Origin of the sequence: Rhodococcus sp. SJ-3, from assembly GCF_051918125.1 — a bacterium.
Taxonomy (GTDB): domain Bacteria; phylum Actinomycetota; class Actinomycetes; order Mycobacteriales; family Mycobacteriaceae; genus Rhodococcus.
The window spans coordinates 4,204,019-4,226,671 of sequence record NZ_CM123306.1; the positions used below are offsets into that span (position 1 = coordinate 4,204,019).

At 66.1% G+C, this 22,653-nt stretch carries 20 protein-coding genes and 1 pseudogene; 15 read left to right on the forward strand and 6 right to left on the reverse strand.

Annotation, left to right across the window (positions count from 1 at the left end):
• The first annotated feature begins 1 nt into the window (after position 1).
• Genes ACTDXD_RS19550 through ACTDXD_RS19580 form a run of 7 tightly spaced genes read left to right on the forward strand, consistent with a single transcriptional unit; the run spans position 2 to position 7,784 of the window.
• Positions 2 to 1,057, forward strand: coding sequence for an FAD-binding oxidoreductase (locus ACTDXD_RS19550; RefSeq protein WP_440123925.1), 1,056 nt, complete (start codon positions 2 to 4; stop codon positions 1,055 to 1,057).
• 39 nt (positions 1,058 to 1,096) lie between these two features.
• Positions 1,097 to 1,975, forward strand: a complete 879-nt coding sequence (locus ACTDXD_RS19555) for a VOC family protein (RefSeq protein ID WP_440123926.1) — start codon at positions 1,097 to 1,099, stop codon at positions 1,973 to 1,975.
• Positions 1,972 to 3,297: an amidase gene (locus ACTDXD_RS19560; protein ID WP_440123927.1), complete on the forward strand. Its 1,326-nt coding sequence runs from the start codon at positions 1,972 to 1,974 to the stop codon at positions 3,295 to 3,297. The genes ACTDXD_RS19555 and ACTDXD_RS19560 overlap by 4 nt, the downstream gene beginning before the upstream one ends.
• Entirely contained in the window at positions 3,294 to 4,631 is a 1,338-nt protein-coding gene (locus tag ACTDXD_RS19565; protein WP_440123928.1) for a M20 family metallopeptidase, read from the forward strand. Before ACTDXD_RS19560 ends, ACTDXD_RS19565 begins: the two co-directional genes overlap by 4 nt.
• Positions 4,628 to 5,392, forward strand: a complete 765-nt coding sequence (locus ACTDXD_RS19570) for an aspartate/glutamate racemase family protein (RefSeq protein ID WP_440123929.1) — start codon at positions 4,628 to 4,630, stop codon at positions 5,390 to 5,392. Before ACTDXD_RS19565 ends, ACTDXD_RS19570 begins: the two co-directional genes overlap by 4 nt.
• Entirely contained in the window at positions 5,392 to 6,252 is an 861-nt protein-coding gene (locus ACTDXD_RS19575; RefSeq protein ID WP_440123930.1) for an alpha/beta fold hydrolase, read from the forward strand. Before ACTDXD_RS19570 ends, ACTDXD_RS19575 begins: the two co-directional genes overlap by 1 nt.
• On the forward strand, positions 6,249 to 7,784 hold the full coding sequence (locus ACTDXD_RS19580) for a flavin-containing monooxygenase (protein ID WP_440123931.1): 1,536 nt from the start codon (positions 6,249 to 6,251) through the stop codon (positions 7,782 to 7,784). The genes ACTDXD_RS19575 and ACTDXD_RS19580 overlap by 4 nt, the downstream gene beginning before the upstream one ends.
• Positions 7,785 to 7,908: 124 nt before the next feature.
• On the opposite strand, the gene ACTDXD_RS19585 is transcribed toward ACTDXD_RS19580, so the two are convergent.
• From ACTDXD_RS19585 to ACTDXD_RS19595, 3 genes are all read right to left on the reverse strand, one after another.
• The gene (locus ACTDXD_RS19585) at positions 7,909 to 8,499 is read right to left on the reverse strand and encodes a hypothetical protein (RefSeq protein WP_440123932.1); all 591 of its coding nucleotides are present in this window, start codon (positions 8,497 to 8,499) and stop codon (positions 7,909 to 7,911) included.
• A gap of 398 nt (positions 8,500 to 8,897) precedes the next feature.
• Positions 8,898 to 9,893 carry a hypothetical protein gene (locus ACTDXD_RS19590; RefSeq protein ID WP_440123933.1) on the reverse strand — a complete coding sequence of 332 codons (996 nt, stop codon included), beginning with the start codon at positions 9,891 to 9,893 and terminating at the stop codon, positions 8,898 to 8,900.
• A 153-nt stretch (positions 9,894 to 10,046) separates the two neighbouring features.
• Entirely contained in the window at positions 10,047 to 10,463 is a 417-nt protein-coding gene (locus ACTDXD_RS19595; RefSeq protein WP_440123934.1) for an SgcJ/EcaC family oxidoreductase, read from the reverse strand.
• Between the two features lie 261 nt (positions 10,464 to 10,724).
• Here ACTDXD_RS19595 and ACTDXD_RS19600 point away from each other — a divergent pair, with 261 nt between their 5' ends.
• Positions 10,725 to 11,924 (forward strand): hypothetical protein, encoded by a 1,200-nt coding sequence (locus ACTDXD_RS19600; RefSeq protein WP_440123935.1) that lies wholly within the window; start codon positions 10,725 to 10,727, stop codon positions 11,922 to 11,924.
• Positions 11,911 to 14,736, forward strand: a complete 2,826-nt coding sequence (locus tag ACTDXD_RS19605) for an FtsW/RodA/SpoVE family cell cycle protein (protein ID WP_440123936.1) — start codon at positions 11,911 to 11,913, stop codon at positions 14,734 to 14,736. Before ACTDXD_RS19600 ends, ACTDXD_RS19605 begins: the two co-directional genes overlap by 14 nt.
• A gap of 28 nt (positions 14,737 to 14,764) precedes the next feature.
• Here ACTDXD_RS19605 and ACTDXD_RS19610 read toward each other — a convergent pair whose 3' ends face one another.
• Together ACTDXD_RS19610 and ACTDXD_RS19615 are read right to left on the reverse strand one after the other, a co-directional pair.
• Positions 14,765 to 15,997 carry an IS110 family transposase gene (locus ACTDXD_RS19610; RefSeq protein ID WP_440127509.1) on the reverse strand — a complete coding sequence of 411 codons (1,233 nt, stop codon included), beginning with the start codon at positions 15,995 to 15,997 and terminating at the stop codon, positions 14,765 to 14,767.
• Between the two features lie 241 nt (positions 15,998 to 16,238).
• Positions 16,239 to 17,228: a rod shape-determining protein gene (locus ACTDXD_RS19615; RefSeq protein WP_440123937.1), complete on the reverse strand. Its 990-nt coding sequence runs from the start codon at positions 17,226 to 17,228 to the stop codon at positions 16,239 to 16,241.
• 370 nt (positions 17,229 to 17,598) lie between these two features.
• Here ACTDXD_RS19615 and ACTDXD_RS19620 point away from each other — a divergent pair, with 370 nt between their 5' ends.
• The 6 genes and pseudogenes from ACTDXD_RS19620 (at position 17,599) to ACTDXD_RS19645 (ending at position 22,421) form a co-directional block, all read left to right on the forward strand.
• Positions 17,599 to 18,522, forward strand: a complete 924-nt coding sequence (locus ACTDXD_RS19620; RefSeq protein ID WP_440123938.1) for an excalibur calcium-binding domain-containing protein — start codon at positions 17,599 to 17,601, stop codon at positions 18,520 to 18,522.
• A gap of 252 nt (positions 18,523 to 18,774) precedes the next feature.
• Positions 18,775 to 19,668 carry a hypothetical protein gene (locus ACTDXD_RS19625; protein ID WP_440123939.1) on the forward strand — a complete coding sequence of 298 codons (894 nt, stop codon included), beginning with the start codon at positions 18,775 to 18,777 and terminating at the stop codon, positions 19,666 to 19,668.
• Positions 19,584 to 20,681 (forward strand): RNA-guided endonuclease InsQ/TnpB family protein, encoded by a 1,098-nt coding sequence (locus ACTDXD_RS19630; RefSeq protein ID WP_440127711.1) that lies wholly within the window; start codon positions 19,584 to 19,586, stop codon positions 20,679 to 20,681. The genes ACTDXD_RS19625 and ACTDXD_RS19630 overlap by 85 nt, the downstream gene beginning before the upstream one ends.
• A gap of 75 nt (positions 20,682 to 20,756) precedes the next feature.
• Positions 20,757 to 21,017 (forward strand): annotated as a pseudogene (locus tag ACTDXD_RS19635) (hypothetical protein); the annotation flags it as partial.
• A 570-nt stretch (positions 21,018 to 21,587) separates the two neighbouring features.
• Positions 21,588 to 21,773 (forward strand): hypothetical protein, encoded by a 186-nt coding sequence (locus tag ACTDXD_RS19640; RefSeq protein WP_440123940.1) that lies wholly within the window; start codon positions 21,588 to 21,590, stop codon positions 21,771 to 21,773.
• Positions 21,774 to 21,995: 222 nt separating this feature from the next.
• Entirely contained in the window at positions 21,996 to 22,421 is a 426-nt protein-coding gene (locus ACTDXD_RS19645; RefSeq protein WP_440123941.1) for a DUF6389 family protein, read from the forward strand.
• Between the two features lie 51 nt (positions 22,422 to 22,472).
• Here the strand turns inward: ACTDXD_RS19645 and ACTDXD_RS19650 are convergent, their stop codons facing one another.
• The gene (locus ACTDXD_RS19650) at positions 22,473 to 22,646 is read right to left on the reverse strand and encodes a hypothetical protein (RefSeq protein WP_440123942.1); all 174 of its coding nucleotides are present in this window, start codon (positions 22,644 to 22,646) and stop codon (positions 22,473 to 22,475) included.
• Positions 22,647 to 22,653 lie beyond the last annotated feature (7 nt).

Sequence of the window (22,653 nt, forward strand, 5' to 3'; positions counted from 1 at the left end):
CATGACGATCACCCCGACCGACGCGGTGGCGGCATCCGATACCGGAGTCGTCCACAGCGTGGACCTGACGTTCGCAGACGGCACCAAGACGGTGCCCGTGCCTGCCGGCTCGACGGTTCTCGAGGCGGCAACGGCTGCCGGGGTCCGTCTGGTCAGCCAGTGCACTGTCGGCACCTGCGGCACGTGCGTCGGCAAGGTCGTCCGCGGCGATCTCGCGATGCCTGAGGATCGCGTGTTTTCCCTGCGGAAGGACGAGATCCACGAAGGACAACGACTGCTGTGCCAGTCGGTGGCGTGCACGGACAGCGAGGTCGAACTCGACTATCCGGCATCGATGCTGGACGAGTATCCACTCGTCGCTGCCACCGCAAAGGTCGGGGCGATCACGTGGCTCGGTGAGTCGGTGGTCGAACTCGTACTCAAGCTTCCGAAGTCCGTCCGGTTCGCCTTCCGGGCTGGTCAGTACGTGCGGATGCGGGTACCGGGCACCGACGAGTGGCGCTCGTACTCGATGGCGTCGGGGGAGCGCGACCGCAGGAAACTCGCGTTCACGATCCGGGTGCTGCCGTCGGGAGCGATGTCGGATTACCTTCGCGACCTCGCCGCTGTCGGCGACCAGATCGAAATCGAGGGCCCCAGCGGCGGATTCGGTCTTGCCGAGGAATCGGGACCGGCACTGATGATCGCGGGCGGCACAGGTCTCGCGCCGATGCTGTCGATGCTCGAAAATCTGCAGACCGCCCGTGAGGATCACCCGATCCGCCTGGTGTTCGGATGTGCCCGGGAGGTGGACCTGTTTCACCTCGACGAACTCGATGCCCGACGGAGTTTCATGCGGACGCTCGATGTCCGCGTGGTGTCGGACGAACCTACCTCCATCGACGGTGTCCTGACCGGCAATCCGGTCAGCGTCCTCACCGAGGACGACGTCTGCGACCCGCGTACCTCCGCCTACCTGTGCGGACCTCCCGCGATGCTCGCCGCCGCGCACGACCGGCTGATCGAACTCGGCCTGCCCGCCGAGCGCATTCACGCGGAGCAATTCCTACCCAGCTAGCCGCTCACCCGCGGCCTCCCTTTCGAAACAGAGGACGATATGAGCATCACCCGCTTGGGCGCTCTGAGTGTCGACGTCACCGATCTCGACACCTGGCGTCAGGTCCTGGTCGACCTGCTCGGCCTTCAGGCACGGCCCCGGCTCAACGACACCGATCCACTGTTGATCCGACTCGACGACCATCACCACCGCATCGCGCTGTATCCAGCAAGCGAGGACCGGATCCGGGCCATCACGTGGGAAGTCGACGGTCTCGACGACCTCCGCGATGTCGCGGACCGGGTCGCAGGCGAGGGAATCGACGTCGAATGGATCGATACCGGCGCGCCGGAGGATCGGCTGGCCGTCGCCGCATTCCGGTTCACCGACGCGGACGGTTTCCCCAACGAGGTCGTATTCGGACCCACGATCGATCACACACCGCTGGCCGGGGGCGGGGTGATCAGTGGCTTCGTCACCGGTGAGCTCGGACTCGGGCATGTGGTCCTGATGTGTAAGGACTACCCCGCCGCCGTCGACTTCTACACGCGTGTACTCGATTTCGAACTCACCGACTACATCGTGTGGGACGGTGCGGATGCCACCTTCCTGCACTGCAATCCGCGGCACCACAGCCTGGCGTTGATGAACGAGTGCTTCAGCTTCACCGGCGGCGACTTCAACCACCTGATGATCGAGGTGGCATCACTCGACGACGTCGGTCGCGCCTACGACCTCGTGACGGGTGCGGGCATCTCCCTGCAGATGACATTCGGCCGACACACCAACGACGGCGTTACCTCGTTCTACATGCGCACCCCGTCCGGCTTTGCCATCGAGATCGGCTACGGCGGCGACACTATCGACTCCGACGACTGGGAGGTCAAGACCTTCCGCGCGCCGTCGCGGTGGGGCCACGAGCCGCAGAAGGCCGGATGAGTACCGTGACCGATACTGCCCCTCCGATGGCCGGCATTCTCGCCGACGAGCACCCCAGCGTGACTGCGGTCGAGCGATGTCTCGAACGGATCGCGCAGCGCGACGACGTGATCGGCGCGTGGGCACACCTCGACCCGGCGCTCGCCGTCGACCAGTCACGTGCGCGGGATGCGGAGCAGCGACGATCACCGTTGCACGGAATCCCGTTCGGGATCAAAGACATCATCGAGACCAGCAGCCAGCCGACCGGCTACGGCTCCGAACTCTGGACCGGGTGGCAACCCGCGCAGGACGCCGAGGTCATCCGTCGGCTCCGGCGAGACGGCGCGGTGATCCTCGGCAAGACGACCACCACCGAGTTCGCTACCTATCGGCCTACCGCGACCCGCAACCCGCACGGGCTCCAGCGGACTCCGGGAGGGTCGTCCAGCGGGTCCGCGGCCGCGGTCGCGGACGGCCAGGTGCCACTCGCGCTCGGCACCCAGACCGCCGGATCGGTGCTGCGGCCGGGTTCGTTCTGCGGTGTGTTCACTCTCAAGCCCACCTACGGGCGGTGGCCGTTCGACGGGGTGCTGCCTGTCGCGCTGACCTTCGATACGGTCGGCGCCTTCGCCCGCCATCCGGCGTGGCTGGGCGTGGTGGACGAGTCGCTCGCCACCAACGGGGTCGACACCCCACCGAGCACCGTCCTTCCGGCCCTGCGAAGCCTGCGCGTAGGTGTTCTCCGGCCGCCGTGGGCGGACCGGGCCACCCCGGCCGCGCTGGCGCTACTCGACGAGTTTGCGGAGAACCTGCGCGGGGTGGTGGCCGACGTGCGAGACGTGCCGGTCCCGGACGAGCTCGACGCGATGGACCTTGCGCACACTCTGATCATGGCTGTCGAGGCTTCCGCTTCGCTCACCGACCGCGTCGCCCGCCCACACGTCGAACGCGTCTCCGAGCAACTGCACCGATTCCTTCACGACGGTCGTACCGCCACGTCCAGCGAGATCCAGGCGGCGCGTCAGGTGCTGCGGAACGTCCGAACCTTCGTCGGACATGCCTTTGGCGAGGTCGATGTGCTGGTCACGCTCGCTGCGCCGGGGGAGGCCCCGCCGATCGAGTCCGGCACCGGTGACCCGGTGTTCAACAAGCTCGCCAGCATCGTCGGATGCCCTGCGGTCGGCCTGCCCGCCGGGCGAGGGGACGAGGGACTGCCCCTCGGTATCCAGGTCATCGCACCGCACCACGCCGACCAAGGGCTGGTACGCATCGCGACGTGTCTGACCGATCGTGTCGGACTGGCACATCGCTTCGAGGTCCACCAGGAGGCCCAACCGTGACCGACACTCTCGACAACACCAACACCACGGCGCTCGATCCCGTTCGGCGGGAGATGTACGAAAAAGTCTGCGAGAAACTGAATCCCCACCGGTTTCGGGAGTTGCTGGTCGATCTGGTGAACATCCATAGCCCGACTGGCCAGGAGCGCGCTGCGTCAGAATACATGGCGGGCCATCTGCAGGAGAAAGTCGGTATCGACGCCCGATACCAGCCGATCTCCGACGACACCGGCAACGCGATCGGTGAGATGCACGGCAGCGGCGGTGGTAGCCGGCTTCTGCTCTATGCGCCCATCGACACCCACATCGACCCCGAGGCGGACGTGCCGTGGGTCGGGAAGTCGTTGCGGCCCGACATGGTTCCCGAGGCGAAGGTCGACGGGGATCTGGTGATAGGTCTCGGTGCCTCCAACCCGAAGTGCATGGTGGCGGGGTTGACCGAGGTCATGCACGCGGTCGTCGACGCCGACCTGCCGCTGGTAGGAGATCTGGCGATCGGCTTCGCCGGCGGTGGAATGCCCGTCAGTATGAGCAACCGCGATCAAGTCGGCATGAGCAGCGGAGTGTTTCACCTGCTTACGCACGGAATGATGCCCGATCACGCGATCGTGCTGAAGCCCTGGTGGGCTGTGTACCCCGAGGAACCCGGGATGTGCTGGTTCAAGGTCACCGTGCGCGGCACCTTCGGATACGCGGGTATCAGCCGCGGAACGGAGGGATTCAGGTCCTCGATCGTGCCTGCGGCCAGCGTGATCCAAGAGATCGAGGCGTGGCTCCCGGAGTACACGGCGCGCAACACGTCCGGATCGACCCTCCCGGAGGGATGGATCTCTGCGGTGCGATCGGGAAACCCGGACAAGCCCGCGTTTCCGTCCGCCGCGACCGAGATCTACCTCGACGTTCGCGTCAACCCGCGGACCACGCCCGGCGAAGTACGTCACCAATTCGCCGAGATGATCCGTGCGCTGCGAGCGCGCCATCCCGATATCGAATTGGATTGGGAGATGTACGGATCGCTGCCGGGCGGCATGACCGACCCGGACAACTGGATCATCCGGTCGTGTACGCGTGGCTGGGAGGAAGTCGAGGGCGCGCCTTACGAGTCGACTCCTCTGCTGGGCGGACAGACCGACGGAACCTTGCTCCGACGCCTCGGAATTCCCTGTGCCCGAATCGGTTACCCCTGGCCGCCGGCAAGCGCGCCGGCCGAGCTCAACGAGGGCCTCGGCGGCATGGGTGTTGCGTCGGTGACCGACGTGATGATGGCGACGCGCGCTATCGCCTTCGCCGTCGTGGACACCCTGACCCGTACCAGAGAGGAACTCGACCTGTGAAGCGTGTACTGAACATCGTCCCTGTTCCGGTTCCGCCGGAAGCGTTGGACGCATTTGCCGACCAGCTCTCCGGCGACTTCGTGCATCCGGCATTCGAGAACGTCTTCGTCTCGGCTCGCAACGGCGGTGGCACTCTCGACAGTGCTTACGAAACGACCCTCGCGGACGCATTTGTTCTCGACGCAGGCTGCCGTGCGGAGGAGCAAGGGTACGTCGGGGTCTGCGTGAACTCGATGAGCGATTCGGCCCTCGCCGCCCTGCGGTCCCGGCTGTCCATCCCGGTCGTCGCACCGAGCCAGGCCACGATGCTGCTTGCCTGCCTCCTTGGCAAGAAGTTCTCGGTCGTCACCATGTGGCCGCAGTGGCACGAGTTGTACCACAAGGCTGCTCGCGAGAACGGCATCACCTCGCGGCTGGCCTCGGTGCGCGACATCGGTGTCCGACCGGACGCCGCAGAACTGCTCGCAGGAAAGGAGGACTTCGTCTTCGCCGCGCTCGAACGCGAGGCGAAAGCCGCGGTCGCCGAGGACGGTGCCGACGTCATCATTCTGGGCTCGACGACGATGCACCAGAGCCACGCCCACCTGTCCACTGTCCTCGACGTGCCGGTGCTCAATCCCGGTGTCGTCGCCTACAAGATGTGCGAGATGCTCGTGCAGACCGGCCTGTCGCACAGCAAGCACGCCTACCCATCTCCTGAGCGGCCGCAGGACGACCTGCTCGCCGCAGTAGCCTCCGTCTTCCCCTCGAAGGAGTCCTGATGCAGGTCGACACCAATCCCGAAGTTGCACAGACCATCCGCACCGGTGGCTTCGAGACCAACTATCACGACGTCGGGTCGGACGATGGGATCCCGGTACTTCTCCTGCACGGCTCCGGTGCCGGCGTTTCGGCCTGGGCCAACTGGCGGGGATTGATCCCGGTGCTCTCCGAGCAATGCAGGGTGATCGCCCCCGACCTCGTCGGATTCGGCTACACCACCCTCCCGGATCCGGTCCGGTTCGAAATCTTCGACACTTGGATCGATCAGGTCATCGCTCTCCTCGACGGGCTCGGCATCCCGCAGGTGCACGTCGTCGGCAACTCGTTCGGTGGCGGACTCGCGCTGCACCTGGCGGTCCGGCACCCGGAACGGCTCGGCCGGATCGTGCTGATGGGCGCGGGCGGTGTGCAGTTCGACTTCACGCCGGAGCTCGATGCACTGTGGGGATACACCCCCTCGGTCGAGAACATGAAGAAGATCATGGACATCATGGCCTACGACCGGTCCTTGGTCACCGACGAGCTCGCTGAACTACGGTACCGCGCTACAGCTCGCCCCGGCGCGCAGGAAGCCTTCGAGCAGGTCTTCCCCGAACCCCGGCAGCGGTGGCTGGATGCTCAGATCGTGCCGGACGCCGACCTGGCCGCGATCGAACACGAGGTGCTCATCCTGCACGGGCGGGAGGACCGGGTGGTGCCGGTTGCTGCGTCGCAGAAGATGTTCGACTTGATCCCGAACTCGCAGTTGCACGTCTTTGGCAAGTGCGGCCACTGGACTCAGATCGAGCATGCCGCGCGCTTCCAGCGGTTGGTCAGTGCTTTCTTCGCCGAGGAAACCGCAGAGGCGAAAGACGCATGATCGACCGAGGACGAAGTGTTGCGGTGGTCGGCGCTGGGATAGCCGGCCTGTGCTCGGCGAAGCTACTGTCGGAGTTCGGGTTCGACGTCCACGTCTACGATCGGACCCCCGACGTCGGTGGAGTGTGGAGTGTGACGCGGAGATATCCCGGTGTCACCACTCAGAACAACAAAGGCACGTATGCGTTCTCGGACTTCCCCATGCCGGGCGCGTATCCGGAGTGGCCCACGGGAGAGCAGGTCCAGCAGTATCTCGACGACTATGTCGAGCACTTCGGACTCCGGCACATGCTGCGTCTCGGCACCGAGGTGATCTCGGCGGAACAGGACCCCGTGACGGAGCGGTGGACCGTCACCAGCCGACTCATCGATTCCGGTGAGACCGCGGTCGGAGAGTACGACAGCCTGGTGGTCGCCAACGGTATCTTCTGCGACCCGTTCGTTCCGGCCTACGAAGGCCGGGCGGAGTACGAGGCGGCGGGTGGGCGGCTCTGTGCGGCATCGGACTTCCACGACCTTGCCGATGCGGAGGATCGCGATGTACTGGTGATCGGGTACGGCAAATCGTCCTGCGACGTCGCCGAGGCACTGAGCGACGTCGCGGCGTCGACCACCGTCGTGGCCCGCGAGGTCACCTGGAAAATGCCGCGCAAGCTCGCCAATGTACTGAACTACAAATACATCCTGCTTACTCGCTTCAGCGAGGGGCTGTTCGAACACATCGAACAGCGCGGGTTCGGGCGGTTTCTCACCGGGTCGGGGCGGTTCGTCCGCAACGGCCTACTCGGTGGCATCGAGCGGGTTGCGCGTCGGCAATTGCGGCTCGACCGCGTGGGGCTGGTGCCGGAAGGCTCGTTCGAGCGCATCGTGCGCCACGCGGTCAGTCTCGCCACCGAAGGCTTCTACGAGAAGGTCGAGGCCGGCACGGTCTCGGTGCGGCGGGGCAGGTCCATCACCGCCTTGAGGGAGAAGGACGGGCGGCCGGTGGCCGAACTCGACGACGGAACTGTGCTGCCGGCGGATGTGGTCGTCTGCGCGACCGGGTTCGTGCAGCGAGTACCTTTCCTGTCGGCGGCGGTGCAGGAGCGCCTGCTGGACGAGGACGGCAACTTCGAGCTGTACCGGCAGATCCTGCCGAACGACGTGGCCGGCCTGTATTTCGTCGGCTACGGGTCGTCGCTGTTCAGCCCGCTCAGCGCTGAAGCTGCGGCGTTGTGGACCGTCAACCACATGCTGGGCGGGGAGATCCCACCGGTGGAGGAACGCCGCGAATTCGTCCGTACGAGACTGGACTGGATGATCGAACGCACCGAGGGCAAGCACGCTCGTGGCACCAACATCATCCCCTTCTCGCTTCGGCACGTGGACGAGATCCTGGATGAGATCGGACTGAATGTCGGCCCGGGCACCCGCTTTCTGCAGTGGGTTCTGCCCGCCCGCCCCTCTTCGTACCGGGACGCTGCCCAGGTGTTGAAGCGGCGTCATGCGGTGGCGGGGGAGCGAGGGATTGTCCCGACGCGCCAGGTCGGATAGGCAGCACGGCTCGGGCGGTCAGGTGTTCCCGCTACGTTCCCATTCATACGCGCGTGCAGTAGCCGGTGTGGATGGCTGAGAACGTAGCGGGAACCGCAGGGGCGGCGACGTCAATGAGACTGACCTACGCTTTCGCCTTATGGGCGCGTGCCGAGCGGAAGCGTTCGCGCAGGGGAGGAGGCCTCAGGAGTTCGGTTGCACTCGGTTCGCTGATGAGCTTTCGGTCGTGCGGCTTTTCGTGAAGGCGTTTCAACAAGGCGAAAAGTGTGTTCGGCTCCGAGACCAACTTGTGAGCCATGATCGCGACCGAGTAATCACCATCATGGTGAGTCCTGAAAGCCTGCGGTACAAGTGATGTGGTGGTCAGAGCGATGACCGGGTGTGGCGCGGATCCGACGCGTACGCCTAGATCTCCTGGTGAGATTTGCGCGATTTCGTCCCAGTGGAGGAACAGATCGGATTCACGGATCGAAAACACAATTCTTCGCCGCGCGTACCGCCTGATGCCATTCGGGTAGATGTGCAGGACCGTAGTGAATCGGACCGAAGCCAGTAGTAGGGCGCCGGCGCCGGTCACGGCGGCGCCAGTTGCGGAGATGATCGCGATTTCTTGTGTGGCACGCCCGAATGGCACGAGGCTCTTGCTGACGCCGGTCAGCCACCCGATCGAAATAGTGACGCCGTAGGCGGTGATACCCAGGAGGATTGCGGTCATGGCAGGAACCAACGATCTGCTCATGGGTACCGTCACGCCTGACCCGTGTTCACCATTGGTGTGGCGCGAGATTCGGCGGGGCAGAGAAATGTGTCGGAAGCCGGACTCTTGGAAGAGGCCAACGCTGATGAGCAGTGCAGCCAGGCTTAGTCCGCTGAATCCGAGGGCAGTGAGCGACTCGCCACCGCGTGCCCCGTTCCAGGCAGTTACAGCGCTGAGTGCAGCGGAGAGCGCTATTGCCACCGATGCGGCGAGCTGGATGGGACGGAGGGCTTGCGGCCAAGGTTGGAAACTGGACGGAGAACTGGCATCTGCGGCGTGTTCGGAGGCTATCTTGCGGTTCGAATTGTACAAGTTCGATTCCTCGTGGGTGCTGAGGCGGCGGGGGTGTGAGGGCGTTAGTTCCAAGCAGCCTGAGATCCTTTGGAAGCGCCCCATGTGAAAAAGCCGCCAACGGCAGCACCTATGAGTAGCCCCGCCGCAGTTCCGACACCGGGTGCAACGGCAGTGCCGATGAGCCCGCCCAGCTTGGTTCCCGCGTAGGTTCCCGCAGCGAAACCTGCGGCAGCACCGGCGCTTTCCGTGACCACTGCCTTGGTGGGGTCCATTCCACTCTCGATATCGTTGTTGATGGCCGGTATGGTCCCGAGGATCGCAGCGTACGGGCCGAGTCCTCTGGCGATACCGCGTCCGAGGTCGTCACCCGTGGACAGAGCTGCGCTTTTCAAGCCTTCCTTGGTTGCGTCGGACATGAGCCCGATCGTGGACGCGGCAACCGTGGTGGGCACGTCTGGAACCCAGGAGAATTTTCCGTTCGCGGATTTGATGACCGTTCGTGGCGACGCCGCTTCGGCAGCGTCCTCCAATGCGACGATCGCAGCGTGGGTACGGGCGGTCGCGTCGTCGGCAGCTGCCGCGGCCTGCTGGAGAGAGTCGACGAGCGCGACACTCAGTTCGGCAGCCTGGCGTTCGAGTTGGAGGGACGCGGTGTCGTAGGTCGCGCCGGGCGGTAGTAGAGCGCGCAGGAGTGAGATCTGGTCCGCTGCGTCGACGATTCCGCTGTCGTGCACAGTGAACGATTGATGCTCGGCAGCCCGGACCAGTGTGAGCACGTGCATTTGTGCGCCTTCGACGACCCCTGCGGTTGTGCGATAGGCATCGGCGACCTGCAGGAGTGCGCCGGCGATGGCGCTTCCGAACGAGCGTTCCTGCACGACGCGGAGGGCGGCCGCGTTTGCGGCGTCGCCCTTCCATCGCTCCGCAAGGGCGTCTTGATCGTTGAGCAGTCCTTTCATGCGGCCATCGAGTCTGTCGACGAGGTCGTCGAGTTCGATGGCGGTCGCCCGCAATGCGTGGGGGTTCCATGCGGTGACGGATGTGACACTCGGGCTCACTCGAGCAGGCCCGTGGTCGTCGGGATCGCGGCGAACGCGCGATGCGTGCGTGGCTCTACATGCAACGTCACTACTGTCCCCCCGACAGAATCCCCCGATGTGTCTTGCCGAGACGATAGCAGAGCGACCACGGGGCTCTGCTGTGACAGCGACTCACGGATTGCCCGAGACGATGGTGTTCTGCCGCCTCCAGATGAGCCAGCGACCGTCCCGCTTCGCGAAGATGTACAGCGCGTTCATCTCCGGCGGGTTGCCGTCGTCGGCATCTTGCTTCGTCGACCAGGCGTTCTTCCGGGCACTGATGATGACGGGGGAAAGCGCGGCGACATCACTCAGTTCGTAGTACGCCTTAGATTCCTTCAGGTAACCGGCGGCGAGCGCATCCTCCGAAGCTTTCTGGATGGCCGCTCGCCCGGAGAGGACCGCACCTCGTGCATTCACAACGATTGCATCCTCGGCGAGGTGGGCGTTCATCAGGGATGCGTCATTGGTGTTGAAGCCATCCTGGACATCGCGGACGATCGCCTGGATCTGCTCGAGGTCGTGGGGGTCTGGAGTTGTCGGTGTCATGCGGGAGACGGTAGGACCTCGAGTGAGCTCGAGGTCAAGGATTGAAATCTGGGGTTCGATGGGTACGAAATTCTGCCTTCCGGTGGACATTCTCAATGACCGCAGCCCAGCAAGGTTTCGCTGAAACCCGAGTCAACTCGTGGGCAAATAGCACACAATAGATTTTGGAAACGAATCATCAAGGGGGAAAGGTAGTTCAAGGTCAAATACTTTCCCGCCCCGGTCTGGTTTGCGGGAAGGTCGGCATTTGCGGGATGCGTGATGATCGAAGCAGTCTTGAGAGTTCATGCGACGGACTACAAGAACAACGAGGCTCGATCCGGACCGCCCGTATGTATCGACGGCGACACGGGTGGTGTGGCGCTCGGAAGGCTGCTTGCCATTGCGACGTTGACCCCCGCGCAGGCCGCATTGCTCGTCACCGATGTGGTCGATCAACTCGAACTCGCGAATGGCCGGGGCTGTCCCCCGATCCGCTTCCGAGATTGCGACGTGATGGTGTCCGACGCCGGACAGCTCACGATCCGGTCCACCGGCGATGCCGGGTCCTGGGACGAGGTGCGCGATGTGGCGGCGCGTCTGCTTCACCGGATCGTGACGAACTGCCGCAGTGAGGCACTTGCAGACCGTGTGGAAGTAGCGCTCGCGGAATCGTCGGATCTCGTCGGTCTGGCGAGGCGGGTTCGTTACGCTGCCGCAACCGAATTCGACGACGTCGAGATCGGAAGGAAACGGTCACAGCTCGCCGCACTCGTCACGGCTGTGAAGGGGCGCGCTCGGACGGAGGACGCTGCGGCCGAACGGACGGACGTATCGATCCCGGCGACCGGCCGGAACCGTCGGCACCCGTTCGCGGGGAAGGTATGGCATCGCAAGAGGAGGCGGCTGTCGAGGCGCCGGGGGATATTCGCGTTGCTCGCTGTCCTGATAGTCGTCGGGATGGTGTGGGCGGCGCCTGCTGCGTGGTCGGAGCTGAACCGGGCCTGGCACACACTCCTCGACCCGGTGGAGTCGTCGATGGACGATCGGATCAGTCCGGTATCGCCGCCGGCCGAGCCGGAAACCGGACCCGGGCCTGTCGATACCGCTCTTCCGGGCGCCGCCGGCCCGATCACTCAGGTGGCCGCGACCTTCGCGAACGGCCCGTGCGAGGCAGGACGGTCGTGCACCGTGCGGGTCGATGTGGGCCTCGACCCCGCGGCGAGCGTCGGCGCGGTGACCTGGAATCCGACAGTCTACGACCGATGTACGGGCGTGACGCTGCCCGGTGGGGAGGTCACGATTCCGGTGCCACCGGGCGCGCGAGAGGCATACGGCATCGGCAGCGTCGACCTGCCGCCGGGGTCGGCGCTTGCCGTCGCCGCGGTCACCACCGTCCCCGCCGCGACCGCGTCCGAACCGATGTACGTTCCCAGCGAGAACGCAACCTGCTCGCCCGGGAGCCCCCGTGACGGCGGGTAGGCGACCCTCCGATCCGTGGCTCGTCACGGCGGCCGTCGCGCTGGTCGTCCTCGGCATGCTCAACATGATCTCGACGGGCATGTCGTCGCTCGCCGTGCGTCACGTCGTGCTCGCCGCCGTGGGGCTCGGCGCGATGTGGGCGGCCTCGCGCACGCGGATCGCTGCCCTGCGTCGTTTCGGGTGGGTGTCGTTCGCCGCTTCGGTGGTGCTGCTCGCTGCGGTGCCGTTGATCGGAATCGCGACGAAGGGCGCTCAGCGCTGGCTGAACCTCGGCGTGTTCACCCTCCAACCCTCCGAGATCGCCAAGCTCGCGCTCGTCCTGGTGCCCGCTTCGATCCTGGCCGTCGGGTACACGTTCGGCAGGTTCCTTCAGGTCCTGGCTGTGTCGTCGGTGCCGATCGTGTTGGTTGCGGTGCAGCCCGACCTGTCGACCGCCGTGGTGCTCGTGGCCACCGTGCTGCTCATGCTGATCCTGGCGAAGGTGCCGATGCGGACGCTGGGCCCACTGTTCGCGCTCGGGCTCGTCTCCCTGCCGTTGGCCGTGCTGTTCCTGCGTCCGTATCAGCTCGAGCGGATCCACGTGTTCCTGTCGAACGACGCCGACCCGCAGGGGTCGGGGTGGGCGGCGTGGCAGGCGGACATCGCGATCGGCAGCGCGGGATGGTGGGGGCTTGGACGGCAACCGGACTACGACCTGCGAGCCCAGTACCTGCCCGAATCGGAACACGACCTGGCTTTCGCGAGCCTGGTGTACGGGTGGGGCCTCGTTGCCGGCATAGCCGTCGTGGTCGCCGTAGTGATCATCGTGTGGCGTTCCGTGCTCGCCGCCCGGCTCGCACGGACCCGGGAGGGGGCACTCGTCGCGGCCGGTGTCGGCGGGGTGTTCGGTCTGCATACGGCGGTCTCGGTTGCCCAAAGCCTGTCGCTGCTGCCGCACACCGGCATGCCGATTCCGGTGTTCAGCTACGGCGGCACCGCCTCGATCATCGGGTTCGTGTCCATCGGACTCGTGCTCGCGGTACGCCGCGACGGCGTGACGCGACCCCTGTGGGTGACCGAGCCCCACCGGAGACGTCTGCCGCGTGCCGTGCCGGTGGGTGCGGTGACGTTGACGGCGTCGCTGGTAGCGATGTCGGTGTTCGCGTGGCAGTTGCAGACCGACCACGGCACGGAACTGCGGGCGACGAGCGACACGCAGATGCTGCGCTGCATCCGCCTGCCCGCCGAGCGCGGTCACATCGTCGATCGGGCCGGTGCTCCGGTCGCGGCCAATGCCGACGAGTACACCGTCGCGGTGGTCGCGCGGATGTTCGAAGAGGGAGACCCGGCGGTGCGTGACGAGCTCGCAGCTCTGCTGGGTATCACCCCGGAACAGCTGGGGGAGGAGCTCCGGGGCAGCGACGGAGAGCTGCAGGTCACGCTCGGACGGGTCGGACCCGAGCAGTCCCGGGCCATCGTGGACGCCCAGCTGCCTTGGGTGCTCGTCTACCCGACGGGCCGCAGACACTATCCGCACGGGGAAGTGCTGGCGTCGGTCCTCGGATACGTTGGGATCGCGGATTCACAGGACATGCAGGTCTGGCCGAATCTCGCCCTCGGATCACGGGTGGGCAAGGCCGGGCTGGAGAGGCAGTACGACGCGCTATTGCGAGGCGTCGACGGCCGGCAGTGCATGTACGTCGATCCGTCCGGGCGCCCCGTCGGCACCGGGGAGCGGGTGGATCCGATCCGGGGCCACGACCTGCGGCTCCATCTCGATCTCGGTATGCAACAAGCCGCGACCGATGCGCTCACCCAGGCCGTGCGCAGCAGCGGAGGAGACCTCGGCGCAGCAGTCGTGATGGACGCCCGCACCGGGGCCGTGCTGGCACTGGCCAGCGTGCCCGGCTACGACAACAACGTCTACGGGCCACCGGTAGATCCGGTCGCGCTCGCGGCACAGACCGACGGCGACGGACCGGGCCGCATGCTCAATCACGCCGTCCAGACGGCAGTACCTCCCGGCTCGACCTTCAAGATCGTGACCGCCTCGGCGAACGCGGCGTTCCATGTGCTGTCGCCGGACGCAGCCCTCGCCGGCGGGGCGGCCTATACCTACGGCGGGCACACGTTCGCGAACTGGCAACCGATGGGACCGAACAGCCTGCTCGGGGCGATCCAGTGGTCGGACAACGTGTACTTCTACCAGCTCGCCGACCTCCTCGGACCCGAGCGCATCGCGACCACCGCCACCGAACTCGGGGTGGGCTCACGCTCGGGAATCGATCTGCCCAGTGAATCCGAGGGGTTCCTCGGCACACCCGAGAACGTCGGGACTATCGGCGGAAATTGGTATCCGGGCTCGACGCTGTTGATGGGAATCGGTCAGGGCACCGTCACTGCCACGCCGCTGCAGGTGGCGCGCTGGACGTCGGGCATCGCCTCGGGCGCGACGGTGACCCCGCAGCTCGCGGCAGCATACGGACCCGCGGGCACTGTGCCTCTTCCCACCGCTGAACCGCGTCGGTTGTCCTTCGCGGACGAACTCGAACCTGTGCGAGCGGGGATGCGGGCGTCGGCGTCGGCCGGTACTGCCGGCCAACTCGCGAGCCTGCCGGTGCCGGCCGCCGCCAAGACCGGCACGGCGGAGGATCCGTCGGCGCCCGGAAAGGGCCTCAATGCCTGGTTCTCGGCGGTGGTGCCTGCCGACGCACCGGAGGTCGTGGTGACGGCGCTGGTGCGGGGTGGCGGATTCGGGTCGGCGACGGCCGGGCCGGTCGTCAAGGGGCTGCTCGAGCGTTACCTCGCGCAGATCCGTACACCGAACCCCTGAGCGGTCAGACACCCCATGTCGTTTGGTGTCAAGCCGCATGGGGTTCCGGGTGGGCGTGGTGCGACCATGCGGTCGCTTCGTCATAGCGGGTGCGGGTCTTGAGGCAGCCGTGGAGGACGCCGACGAGGCGATTGCCGAGCTGGCGCAGGGCGGGGTTGTAGCCGGCCTCGCGGGCACGCTGTTTGTCGTAGTAGCGGCGAGCCCCGGGCGAGGCCCGCAGGGCGGAGAACGCCTGGGTCTGCAAGGCGTCGGCGAGCCGGTTGTTGCGCACGAAGCGGGCCTGGACGGTGTGGCTCTTGCCGGAGGCCCGGGTGATGGGGCTGGTGCCGGCGTAGTTCTTGCGGGCCTTGGCGGAGGCGTAGCGGGTGGGGTCGTCTCCGAACTCGGCGAGCACCCGGGCACCGGTGATCTCCGCGATGCCGGGCATCGAGAGGTAGATGTCAGCGTCCGGGTGCGCTCGAAAATGTGCCTTCACCTGCCCCTCCAGCTGAGCTATCTGCTCGTTCAGTGCGATCAGCAGCTTCGCGTGGGCCACCGCCGTGGCCGCATAGGCGGCCGTGACCGGCCCGGGCAGGCCGAGTTGCTCCGTGCGCAACGCGGCCTGGATCGTAGCCGCCTTCGCATCCCGGTTGCGCCGGCGGGCACGGGCCAGGACGGCGGTGATCTGGGTGCGCGTCAGCTTCGCACCGGCCGCGGGGGTGGGCGCCTTGGTCAGCAGTTCCAGCGCATCCGTGCTGGTCAGCGACAGGTCCGCGTAGGCGGCCAGGGCGGCGGGGAAGTACTCGCGCAGAGTGGTGCGCAACCTTTGGAAGGTGCGGGTGCGTTCCCAGATGAGGGTCTGGTGGGCACGGGCGACGACCTTGACGGCCTGCGCCTGCTCGCTGTCCCCGGCCACCGGCCGCAGCTGGGCGCGGTCGATGCGCACCATGTCGGCCAGCGCGTGCGCGTCACCCTTGTCGCTCTTGGCGCCCGAGGTGCCGTACCGCTCCTTGAACCGTGCGACCTGCCGGGGGTTGATCGCGTACACCTGGTAGCCGGAGGCGATCAGGGCCTGCACCCACGAGCCGCGGTCGGTCTCGATCCCGATCACCACCACGGCCGCGTCCAGGTCCGCGCCGCCGTGCTTCGCGACGAGCTCGTGCAGCTTCGCGATCCCCTCTACGCCCTCGGACAGCCTCGCGGCGGCCAGCTTCCGGCCGGTCGCGTCCTGGACCTCGACGTCGTGGTGGTCCTCGGCCCAGTCATCACCGATCAGCAGCAACTCATCCTCCTCGGTCAGGCACTTCGCTTCCCATGCAGCCTGCGGAAGGCGCGGCACGCGGCCTAATGGATCCAGTGCTCACGCCCCACTGCCCGGCGGGCACGCCACCCCATCAGCGGTCTGGCCTCCCGGCCGACCAGCAGGGGCACGATCTGACCTCAGAAGTCGAATGCTTCCGGCGGCGTAAGTGCTCACCTGCTGGCGGCTACGGCACCGAGTCTCTACGACCCGACAGCTCCCATTAGGCGGCGTACGCGGCAATCACCTCTCGCTGCGCCATGCACGCGGTTGCGCCTTCGGCAACGCAGGTCAGTGGTCGTTCGGCCGTCTTCACCGGCAGGCCGAAAGCCTCTTCGAGCAGTTGCGGCACGCCGCGCAGCATCGACCCTCCGCCGATCGCCAGGATGCCTTCGGACATGACGTCGCTGATTGCGCGCGGTGGCAGGTCGTCCAGGCAGGTCGACAGCGTCTGCACGATGCTCGTCGTGGTGGGCCGGATGGCGTCCATGACCTCTTCGGTCTCCAACGTGACGAGACGCGCTCGTCCGGTCGCGGCGTCGCGGCCCTCCACGACGAGCGACCGTTCGTCGGCGGTGTCGGGCGCGCCCAGCTTGGCGCGCTCGGCGGTGAGTTCGCCGACGGCGATCTTGTGTTCCGCGCGCAGGTACCGGAGTATCGCGCTGGTCAGATCATCTCCGGCGATGCGGCAACTGCGGTGGGAGAGGATGCCGCCGTAGCAGAGGGCGGTGACTTCCGAAGTGCCACCGCCGATGTCGACGACCAGGTGCGCTCGCGGTTCGAGCGGGTCGATCCCGCAGCCGAGGGCACCCGCAACCGGTCCGGGTATCAACCCGACCTTCCGGAGACCGGCCTCATGTCCGACTTCGAGCAGTGCCCGACGCTCGAGTGGCGTGGCGCTCACAGGAGCCGCGATGACGGCCGTCGGACGAATGCCGTAGCGGTGGCGCGGGGCGACCTGGGCGAGGACGGCCGTGACGAATGTCCGTGCAGTCTCCAGGTCCACGATCACCCCGTCGCATATCGGCCGGACCGGCTCGATCCCGGGCGGCGTGCGGTCGAGGAGGTCGCTCGCGTCCCGCCCGATCGCGAGCGCTCGGCGTCGTTCCTTGGCCCGGACCATCATCAGCGACGGCTCGTTCAGGACAATGCCTTCGTCGGGGATTCCGACGACGGTGTTGGCTGTTCCGAGATCGATACCGAATCCACGCACGTCGGGCCTCCGGGGAAGTTTCCAGCAGGGGTGTTTCAGATGATGTGTACAGAGGCGTTGGGGAATTGTGGTGTAACAAAGCTACCGCTGTCGATTGGCTTCAGAGCGATGTTTGCCGGAATGATATTCACGTTGCTCTGCGAGTGTTGGGGAGGTGACCGTGTCGTGACCTTCGCTCACCGCTCGGTGGACGGCGCATTGTCGTCTCCGGCGTGAATTCTATTGCCCTGCAATACGAACAAACAATGTTCGGTCATATCGACGCGGCGCTTCGGCGCGGGTGTAATGATCCTCGCGTTCCGACCGACAGCACAATCAGCGCGAATGCGCTTCTCGCAGTTTCGATCTTGAAGTAGGACGGCGGCGCATCATGGCCGAGAGCATCACACCTTCAGAAGCCAAGGCCATCGCGGAACGACATCTGAAGTCGCTCGGCTTCGTCCTCACCCCCGGCTCGGGGCCGGGTCGCATGCTTATCCGGGCGCCCGGAGTCGTCGCGAAGGTGACTCTCCGCGCCGCTCCCGTGGTCGATATCGATCCTGCCGGACGAGTCGATCTGCGCAACGACGTCGGGCTCCGCGCTTCCGGATCCACAGTGCCGGTTCAGCCACCGGCGTTCGAGAAGAGCGCCGATACGAAGAGCGAATGGTCGTCGGACCCGGTCGGTAAGGCAATGGAAATCTGGAAGAGTCCACAGGCCGTGGAGACACGGAAGCTTCTCCGGTCGGCGGGCAGGTCGTTGCGCTCCCGATTTTCCTCGACAGGGACAGGGGCCGCTGACGTCGTAGCCGAACGTAAATTGCCGTCAACGCCTGCGAGCCGGCGCGCAAACCGAGGCTTAGTGCTTGCCGGCGTTGCGATGGCCGCTGTCGTCGGTGGTGGTGTGGTGGTCTCGGCGCTCGGCTCGGATCATGACCCTGGGGTCGCGCCGGTGACCGTGGTCTCCACAACCCCAGCACATACAGTGTCGAGGGCAACGAATGAGAATCCGACAACTCGTGAGATTGTGCAACCTCCGTCGCAGACCAGTTCGTCGATCGTCCCGACAACCACGGAGTACACGCCACCGCCTCCCGTATACACCCCACCGCCAGAGACGACGTACGAACCGCCGCCGCCCGTGTACACCACCGAGTACACCCCGCCACCTGCACCTCGGGAGCGGCCGAGTGCCTACTACAAGAACTGCGACGCGGCGCGCGCTGCCGGCGCGGCGCCGCTCAATCGAGAATCGCCGGGATATCGACCCGAATTGGATCGCGACGACGACGGCATCGCATGCGAGTGGAGCTGATGGCCCCCCGCTGGGAACTGCGGTGTGACCGCTCTGGACGCGGTCGTCCGGTGATCTACTGGTCGGCATGACGGCAGACGCACTGTTGACAGGCCCTCGCGGCCGTAGGTTGTTCTTGGAATTTGCGCGGGAAGCCGACCGCGCCGCGCAGCAGAATTACGACCGGAGTTCTTTCAACTCCGCCGTCTTCTACGCCGCACACAACCTCGACCCCAATCCGGGGATCCTCTTCGGCCCGGAGCCGACGAACCGTTGCCGGACATTTCACCGGAGGACGTCGCCCGCCGGCTCGCGACAGTGCCGCTTCCCGCCGTGACGGAAGCCGGCCTGCGTTCGGCGCTCGGGGCAGCGGTGGACAACGCCCGCTACTGGCAGGAACCCGACGGGGAAGACGTCCTCGCCGCCACAGCTCCCATGCAACGAGAACTGCGACGCATCGCCGACCACATTGGGCAGTCGCGTCACGTCGACTGGTGGTCGACCGAGGTGGATCGCGACGACCAGTGGTCGGTGGGGTGGGCCGACACTGCTGAAGCGACGCCGCAGGAGCCCCGCGAGCAGGCGCCTCTCGCCGAGCGCCTGGCTGCGTGGCGTGTCCGCGTCGTCGAGCGGGAGGGGATTGCGGAACGCGAGCGTCCGCGAGACCCGAGGGCGAACTACTCGGGCGAGTGGTGGTCGTTTCCGTGGGAAGCTCGCTGTTCGGCGCGGTCGCTCGACGACGAGTTGCCGGCGGGCGTGTTGTTCGTCGAAGACAGCATGGGTTGGAAGCGGGCCTTCGTGCGTCGCATCGCTGTGCCGACAGGCGTCGAGGTATTCGAGATCGACGGCCCCGATGCGTGGGCCGATCTGTGCCGTCGATACCCATTGGAGGTGACGGCGCAGAAACGTCACGACTGGTATCGGACCACTGGCCGTGACCGCACTATCTTCGGCGCTATCCCGGTCGTTCACGGCCGGGATAGCCGATCCCTCGAGCGGTGTGTGTCGGTGGTCGTTTGTATGGTGCGGGCGTGCAACTCAGATACCGGTACCGCGTGTATCCGACGCCCGGCCAGCAGGACATGCTGGCCCGGTCGTTCGGATGCGCACGGGTGGTGTTCAACGATGCGTTGCGCGCCCGGCAGAACGCGTACGCGGCCGGGGTGAAGATCTCGGACACCGCTGTACAGAAACGGGTGGTCACCGAGGCGAAGAAGACTCCGCAGCGGGTGTGGCTTTCCGAGGTGGCGTCGGTGGTGTTGGTCCAAGCCTGTCAGGACGCGCGTCGCGCGTATCGGAACTGGTTCGATTCGCTGTCAGGGAAGCGGAAGGGCCGCAGGGTCGGGGCTCCGCGGTTCCGGTCTCGCAAGGACAATCGGCAGTCGATCCGGCTCACTCGGAACGGGTTCACTATCCGGGACAACCGGAAGCTGCATATCGCGAAGGTCGGCGAGCTGAAAGTCGCTTGGTCACGGGAGCTGCCGTCGGAACCCTCGTCGGTGACGATCATCAAGGATGCGGCGGGCCGTTACTTCGCATCGTTCGTGGTCGAGACCACCGAAGAGCCGGGGCCGGAGTGCGATGCGGAGGTGGGGATCGATCTGGGGCTCACGACGTTCGCGGTGCTGTCGGACGGGAAGGTGATCGAGTCGCCGAGGTTCTTCCGACGCGCCGAACGCACACTCCGCAAGGCGCAGCAGGCGCTGTCCCGCAAGGAGAAGGGTTCGAAGAATCGGGCCAAGGCCCGAATCAAGGTTGCGAGGGCTCACGCGAGGGTGGCCGATGCCCGCAGCGAGTGGGCGCACACACATTCCACGGCGATCATCCGCGAGAACCAAGCGGTGTATGTCGAGGATTTGTGTGTCGCGGGGTTGGCGCGGACGCGGTTGGCGAAGTCGGTGCACGATGCCGGGTGGGGGATGTTCCTCCGGTTGCTCGAGGAGAAGGCCGCTCGGTATGGGCGGACGTTCGTGAAGGTGGATCGGTGGTTTCCGTCGTCGCAACTGTGCTCGGTGTGCGGAGTGGGGGATGGCCGGAAGCCGTTGTCAGTACGGGAGTGGACCTGTCAGGGGTGTGGTGTGGTCCACGATCGCGATGTCAATGCAGCACGAAACATCCTCGCCGCCGGACGGGCGGAGAGGCGAAACGCCTGCGGAGAGACGGTAAGTCTCCCTGCTTAGTGGGGAGCGTGGCTCGTTGAAACAGGAACCCATCGAGGTGGCGTGTGGCGCTGCGGTAGGAATCCCGGTCGTTCACGGCCGGGAGGACGTCAAGGACGTTGGGTGATGCCCGATTGGAGTCGCGTCGCTGAGGAGTACGGGGGAGTGCACCTCACGGTGAGGGGATATCTCGCCGCTGCGGGAACAGCGATCTGCGTCGACGACGACACCGCGAGCGTGATCGCCGGGTGGGCGCCCGACGAGACCCACTGGCTCACCGATTCCGTTCGCGCCGACGGCGACGTGGCCGAGTGGGTGCTCGACGACGATCGCGACCGCTGGCGGCGAAGGTGGTGACTCCGTCCCTCGAGGGCCGGGACGCCACGGGCGTACCACCCGATTTCCGTTGGGTACTACCGCAACATTCGGTGGGTACAAAGGCCCCAATACTTCCGCTGAAGGTCTCGCTCGAGTACGTCCGAGACCTCGCGGCGCCCGACCCCCGCGGGTCGTCTGCTTACCGCGGGTAACCTCGCGAACTGCACAGAAACTCCTGCCACCAGGGGCGGAGCAGCCGACCGGACCGTATCAACGCGATCGCCGACAATGTGTACGAACGTGCCGAAATTGCCTCTCACCAGCACAAACCAGACGTTTTGCCTGGCTGGACCCGGTCTCGTGTGTGATGTAGAACTGGCTCGTGGGTAAACGGTTGTGATGCTTCGCAAAACCGTTGCGATCGATATACCGCCGCACCTCACACCCACAGCTCCCAGGAGGAGCCGGACAACGACCGATCCGGCTGGAGTTTCGAAAGGGCCGAGGAACATGCCGCTGCCGATGTCGCCGACCGACTCGATGTATCCGCATGGAGAACCGCGGTGCCTCGGCAAGGGGACTCAAAGTCCTATGATGCCCGAGTCTCGGATGGATCCCCGCACGAACTACCCCGAATTGCCGGAGTCTCGATTCCGATCGCACACAGCCATCGCGCTCGGCTCCGGAGTACCGGCCGGCGCGCCGGCGTTGGTGCTGACCGGCTCCTTTGCCTTTGGTGCTTTGGTGGCTGTGCTCATCATCGTCTGTGTCGGTGTCGCCGCCCTCATCATCTGAGGGGCGCACGCGCAAGGACGCTCCTTCGGGACGCCCTGAAGACCTGCCCGCGTGCTTGTCGCGCTGGCCACCGGACTCGCCGGGACCGTAGCGCTGCAGGGGGCGCCACGGTCCCGGCGTCATCACCTGCGTCGCAGTAATTTTCGTATGAGGAGGAGGCAAAGGCGCTCTCCCGTATCGAGGTCTCCTGGGCTGTGCCTGACCGGCGGATATTCTGACCGCGTGGACACAGGCGATTACGAGGCCGCGGTGCGGCGGATTCTCACGACGGCTTCGAGCGAGGTTGCCGACCGGCTCATCGGGTTCCTCGACGCGGCGTGCGCAGACGGTGTCGACATCGAGGGCATCACCATCGATGTTTTCGTCGACCAGGACGGCGAGGGGCCGTTCGACGTCTGGGCCCGCTTCGACGGGCGTGACGCCTTCCTGCTCGATCGCCGCTTCGACGAGGAGCGTCGGCTCTTCGGTGTGGAATGGGGCGAGCTCGGCTGGTGGCCTGCGGTGTCGTCGCGGCCATTCGGGTGGACCCACGACGATCTCGAGGCCGCGGTCGTCGAGGTCGTGACGCGGTGGATCGAACCGCTGATTCCTGCTGGATCGCCCGATGGGTTCTGGTCGGTCGGTGCTCCCGAGGGGGCCTGCGGGTGAACATACCGCGGTCAGAGGGCCCGCCCGCATGGCGCAGCCCGAGTTCGTGACCTACGACGGGCTCCCTGTTGCCTCGGGAGGTGCGCACGCATTGCCCAGCGCGTCGTACCCCGTGGCGAATCTGTCCGGGCTCGAACTGAAGTCTGTCCCGGTCACCCCGGGGGCGAGCTCCGTGGCCGTCATGGGCGTACCGCTCAACTCAGGGATGCCCGACGGGTCAGACATGGATGCA

What these genes read in the sequence shown, in the direction of transcription:
- ACTDXD_RS19550 (WP_440123925.1), top strand. Translation starts at nt 2, where the DNA reads ATGACGATCACCCCGACCGACGCGGTGGCGGCATCCGATACCGGAGTC.
- ACTDXD_RS19555 (WP_440123926.1), top strand. Translation starts at nt 1,097, where the DNA reads ATGAGCATCACCCGCTTGGGCGCTCTGAGTGTCGACGTCACCGATCTC.
- ACTDXD_RS19560 (WP_440123927.1), top strand. Translation starts at nt 1,972, where the DNA reads ATGAGTACCGTGACCGATACTGCCCCTCCGATGGCCGGCATTCTCGCC.
- ACTDXD_RS19575 (WP_440123930.1), top strand. Translation starts at nt 5,392, where the DNA reads ATGCAGGTCGACACCAATCCCGAAGTTGCACAGACCATCCGCACCGGT.
- ACTDXD_RS19580 (WP_440123931.1), top strand. Translation starts at nt 6,249, where the DNA reads ATGATCGACCGAGGACGAAGTGTTGCGGTGGTCGGCGCTGGGATAGCC.
- ACTDXD_RS19585 (WP_440123932.1), bottom strand. Translation starts at nt 8,499, where the DNA reads ATGACCGCAATCCTCCTGGGTATCACCGCCTACGGCGTCACTATTTCG.
- ACTDXD_RS19595 (WP_440123934.1), bottom strand. Translation starts at nt 10,463, where the DNA reads ATGACACCGACAACTCCAGACCCCCACGACCTCGAGCAGATCCAGGCG.
- ACTDXD_RS19600 (WP_440123935.1), top strand. Translation starts at nt 10,725, where the DNA reads ATGATCGAAGCAGTCTTGAGAGTTCATGCGACGGACTACAAGAACAAC.
- ACTDXD_RS19620 (WP_440123938.1), top strand. Translation starts at nt 17,599, where the DNA reads ATGGCCGAGAGCATCACACCTTCAGAAGCCAAGGCCATCGCGGAACGA.
- ACTDXD_RS19630 (WP_440127711.1), top strand. Translation starts at nt 19,584, where the DNA reads ATGCTGGCCCGGTCGTTCGGATGCGCACGGGTGGTGTTCAACGATGCG.
- ACTDXD_RS19640 (WP_440123940.1), top strand. Translation starts at nt 21,588, where the DNA reads ATGGATCCCCGCACGAACTACCCCGAATTGCCGGAGTCTCGATTCCGA.
- ACTDXD_RS19650 (WP_440123942.1), bottom strand. Translation starts at nt 22,646, where the DNA reads ATGTCTGACCCGTCGGGCATCCCTGAGTTGAGCGGTACGCCCATGACG.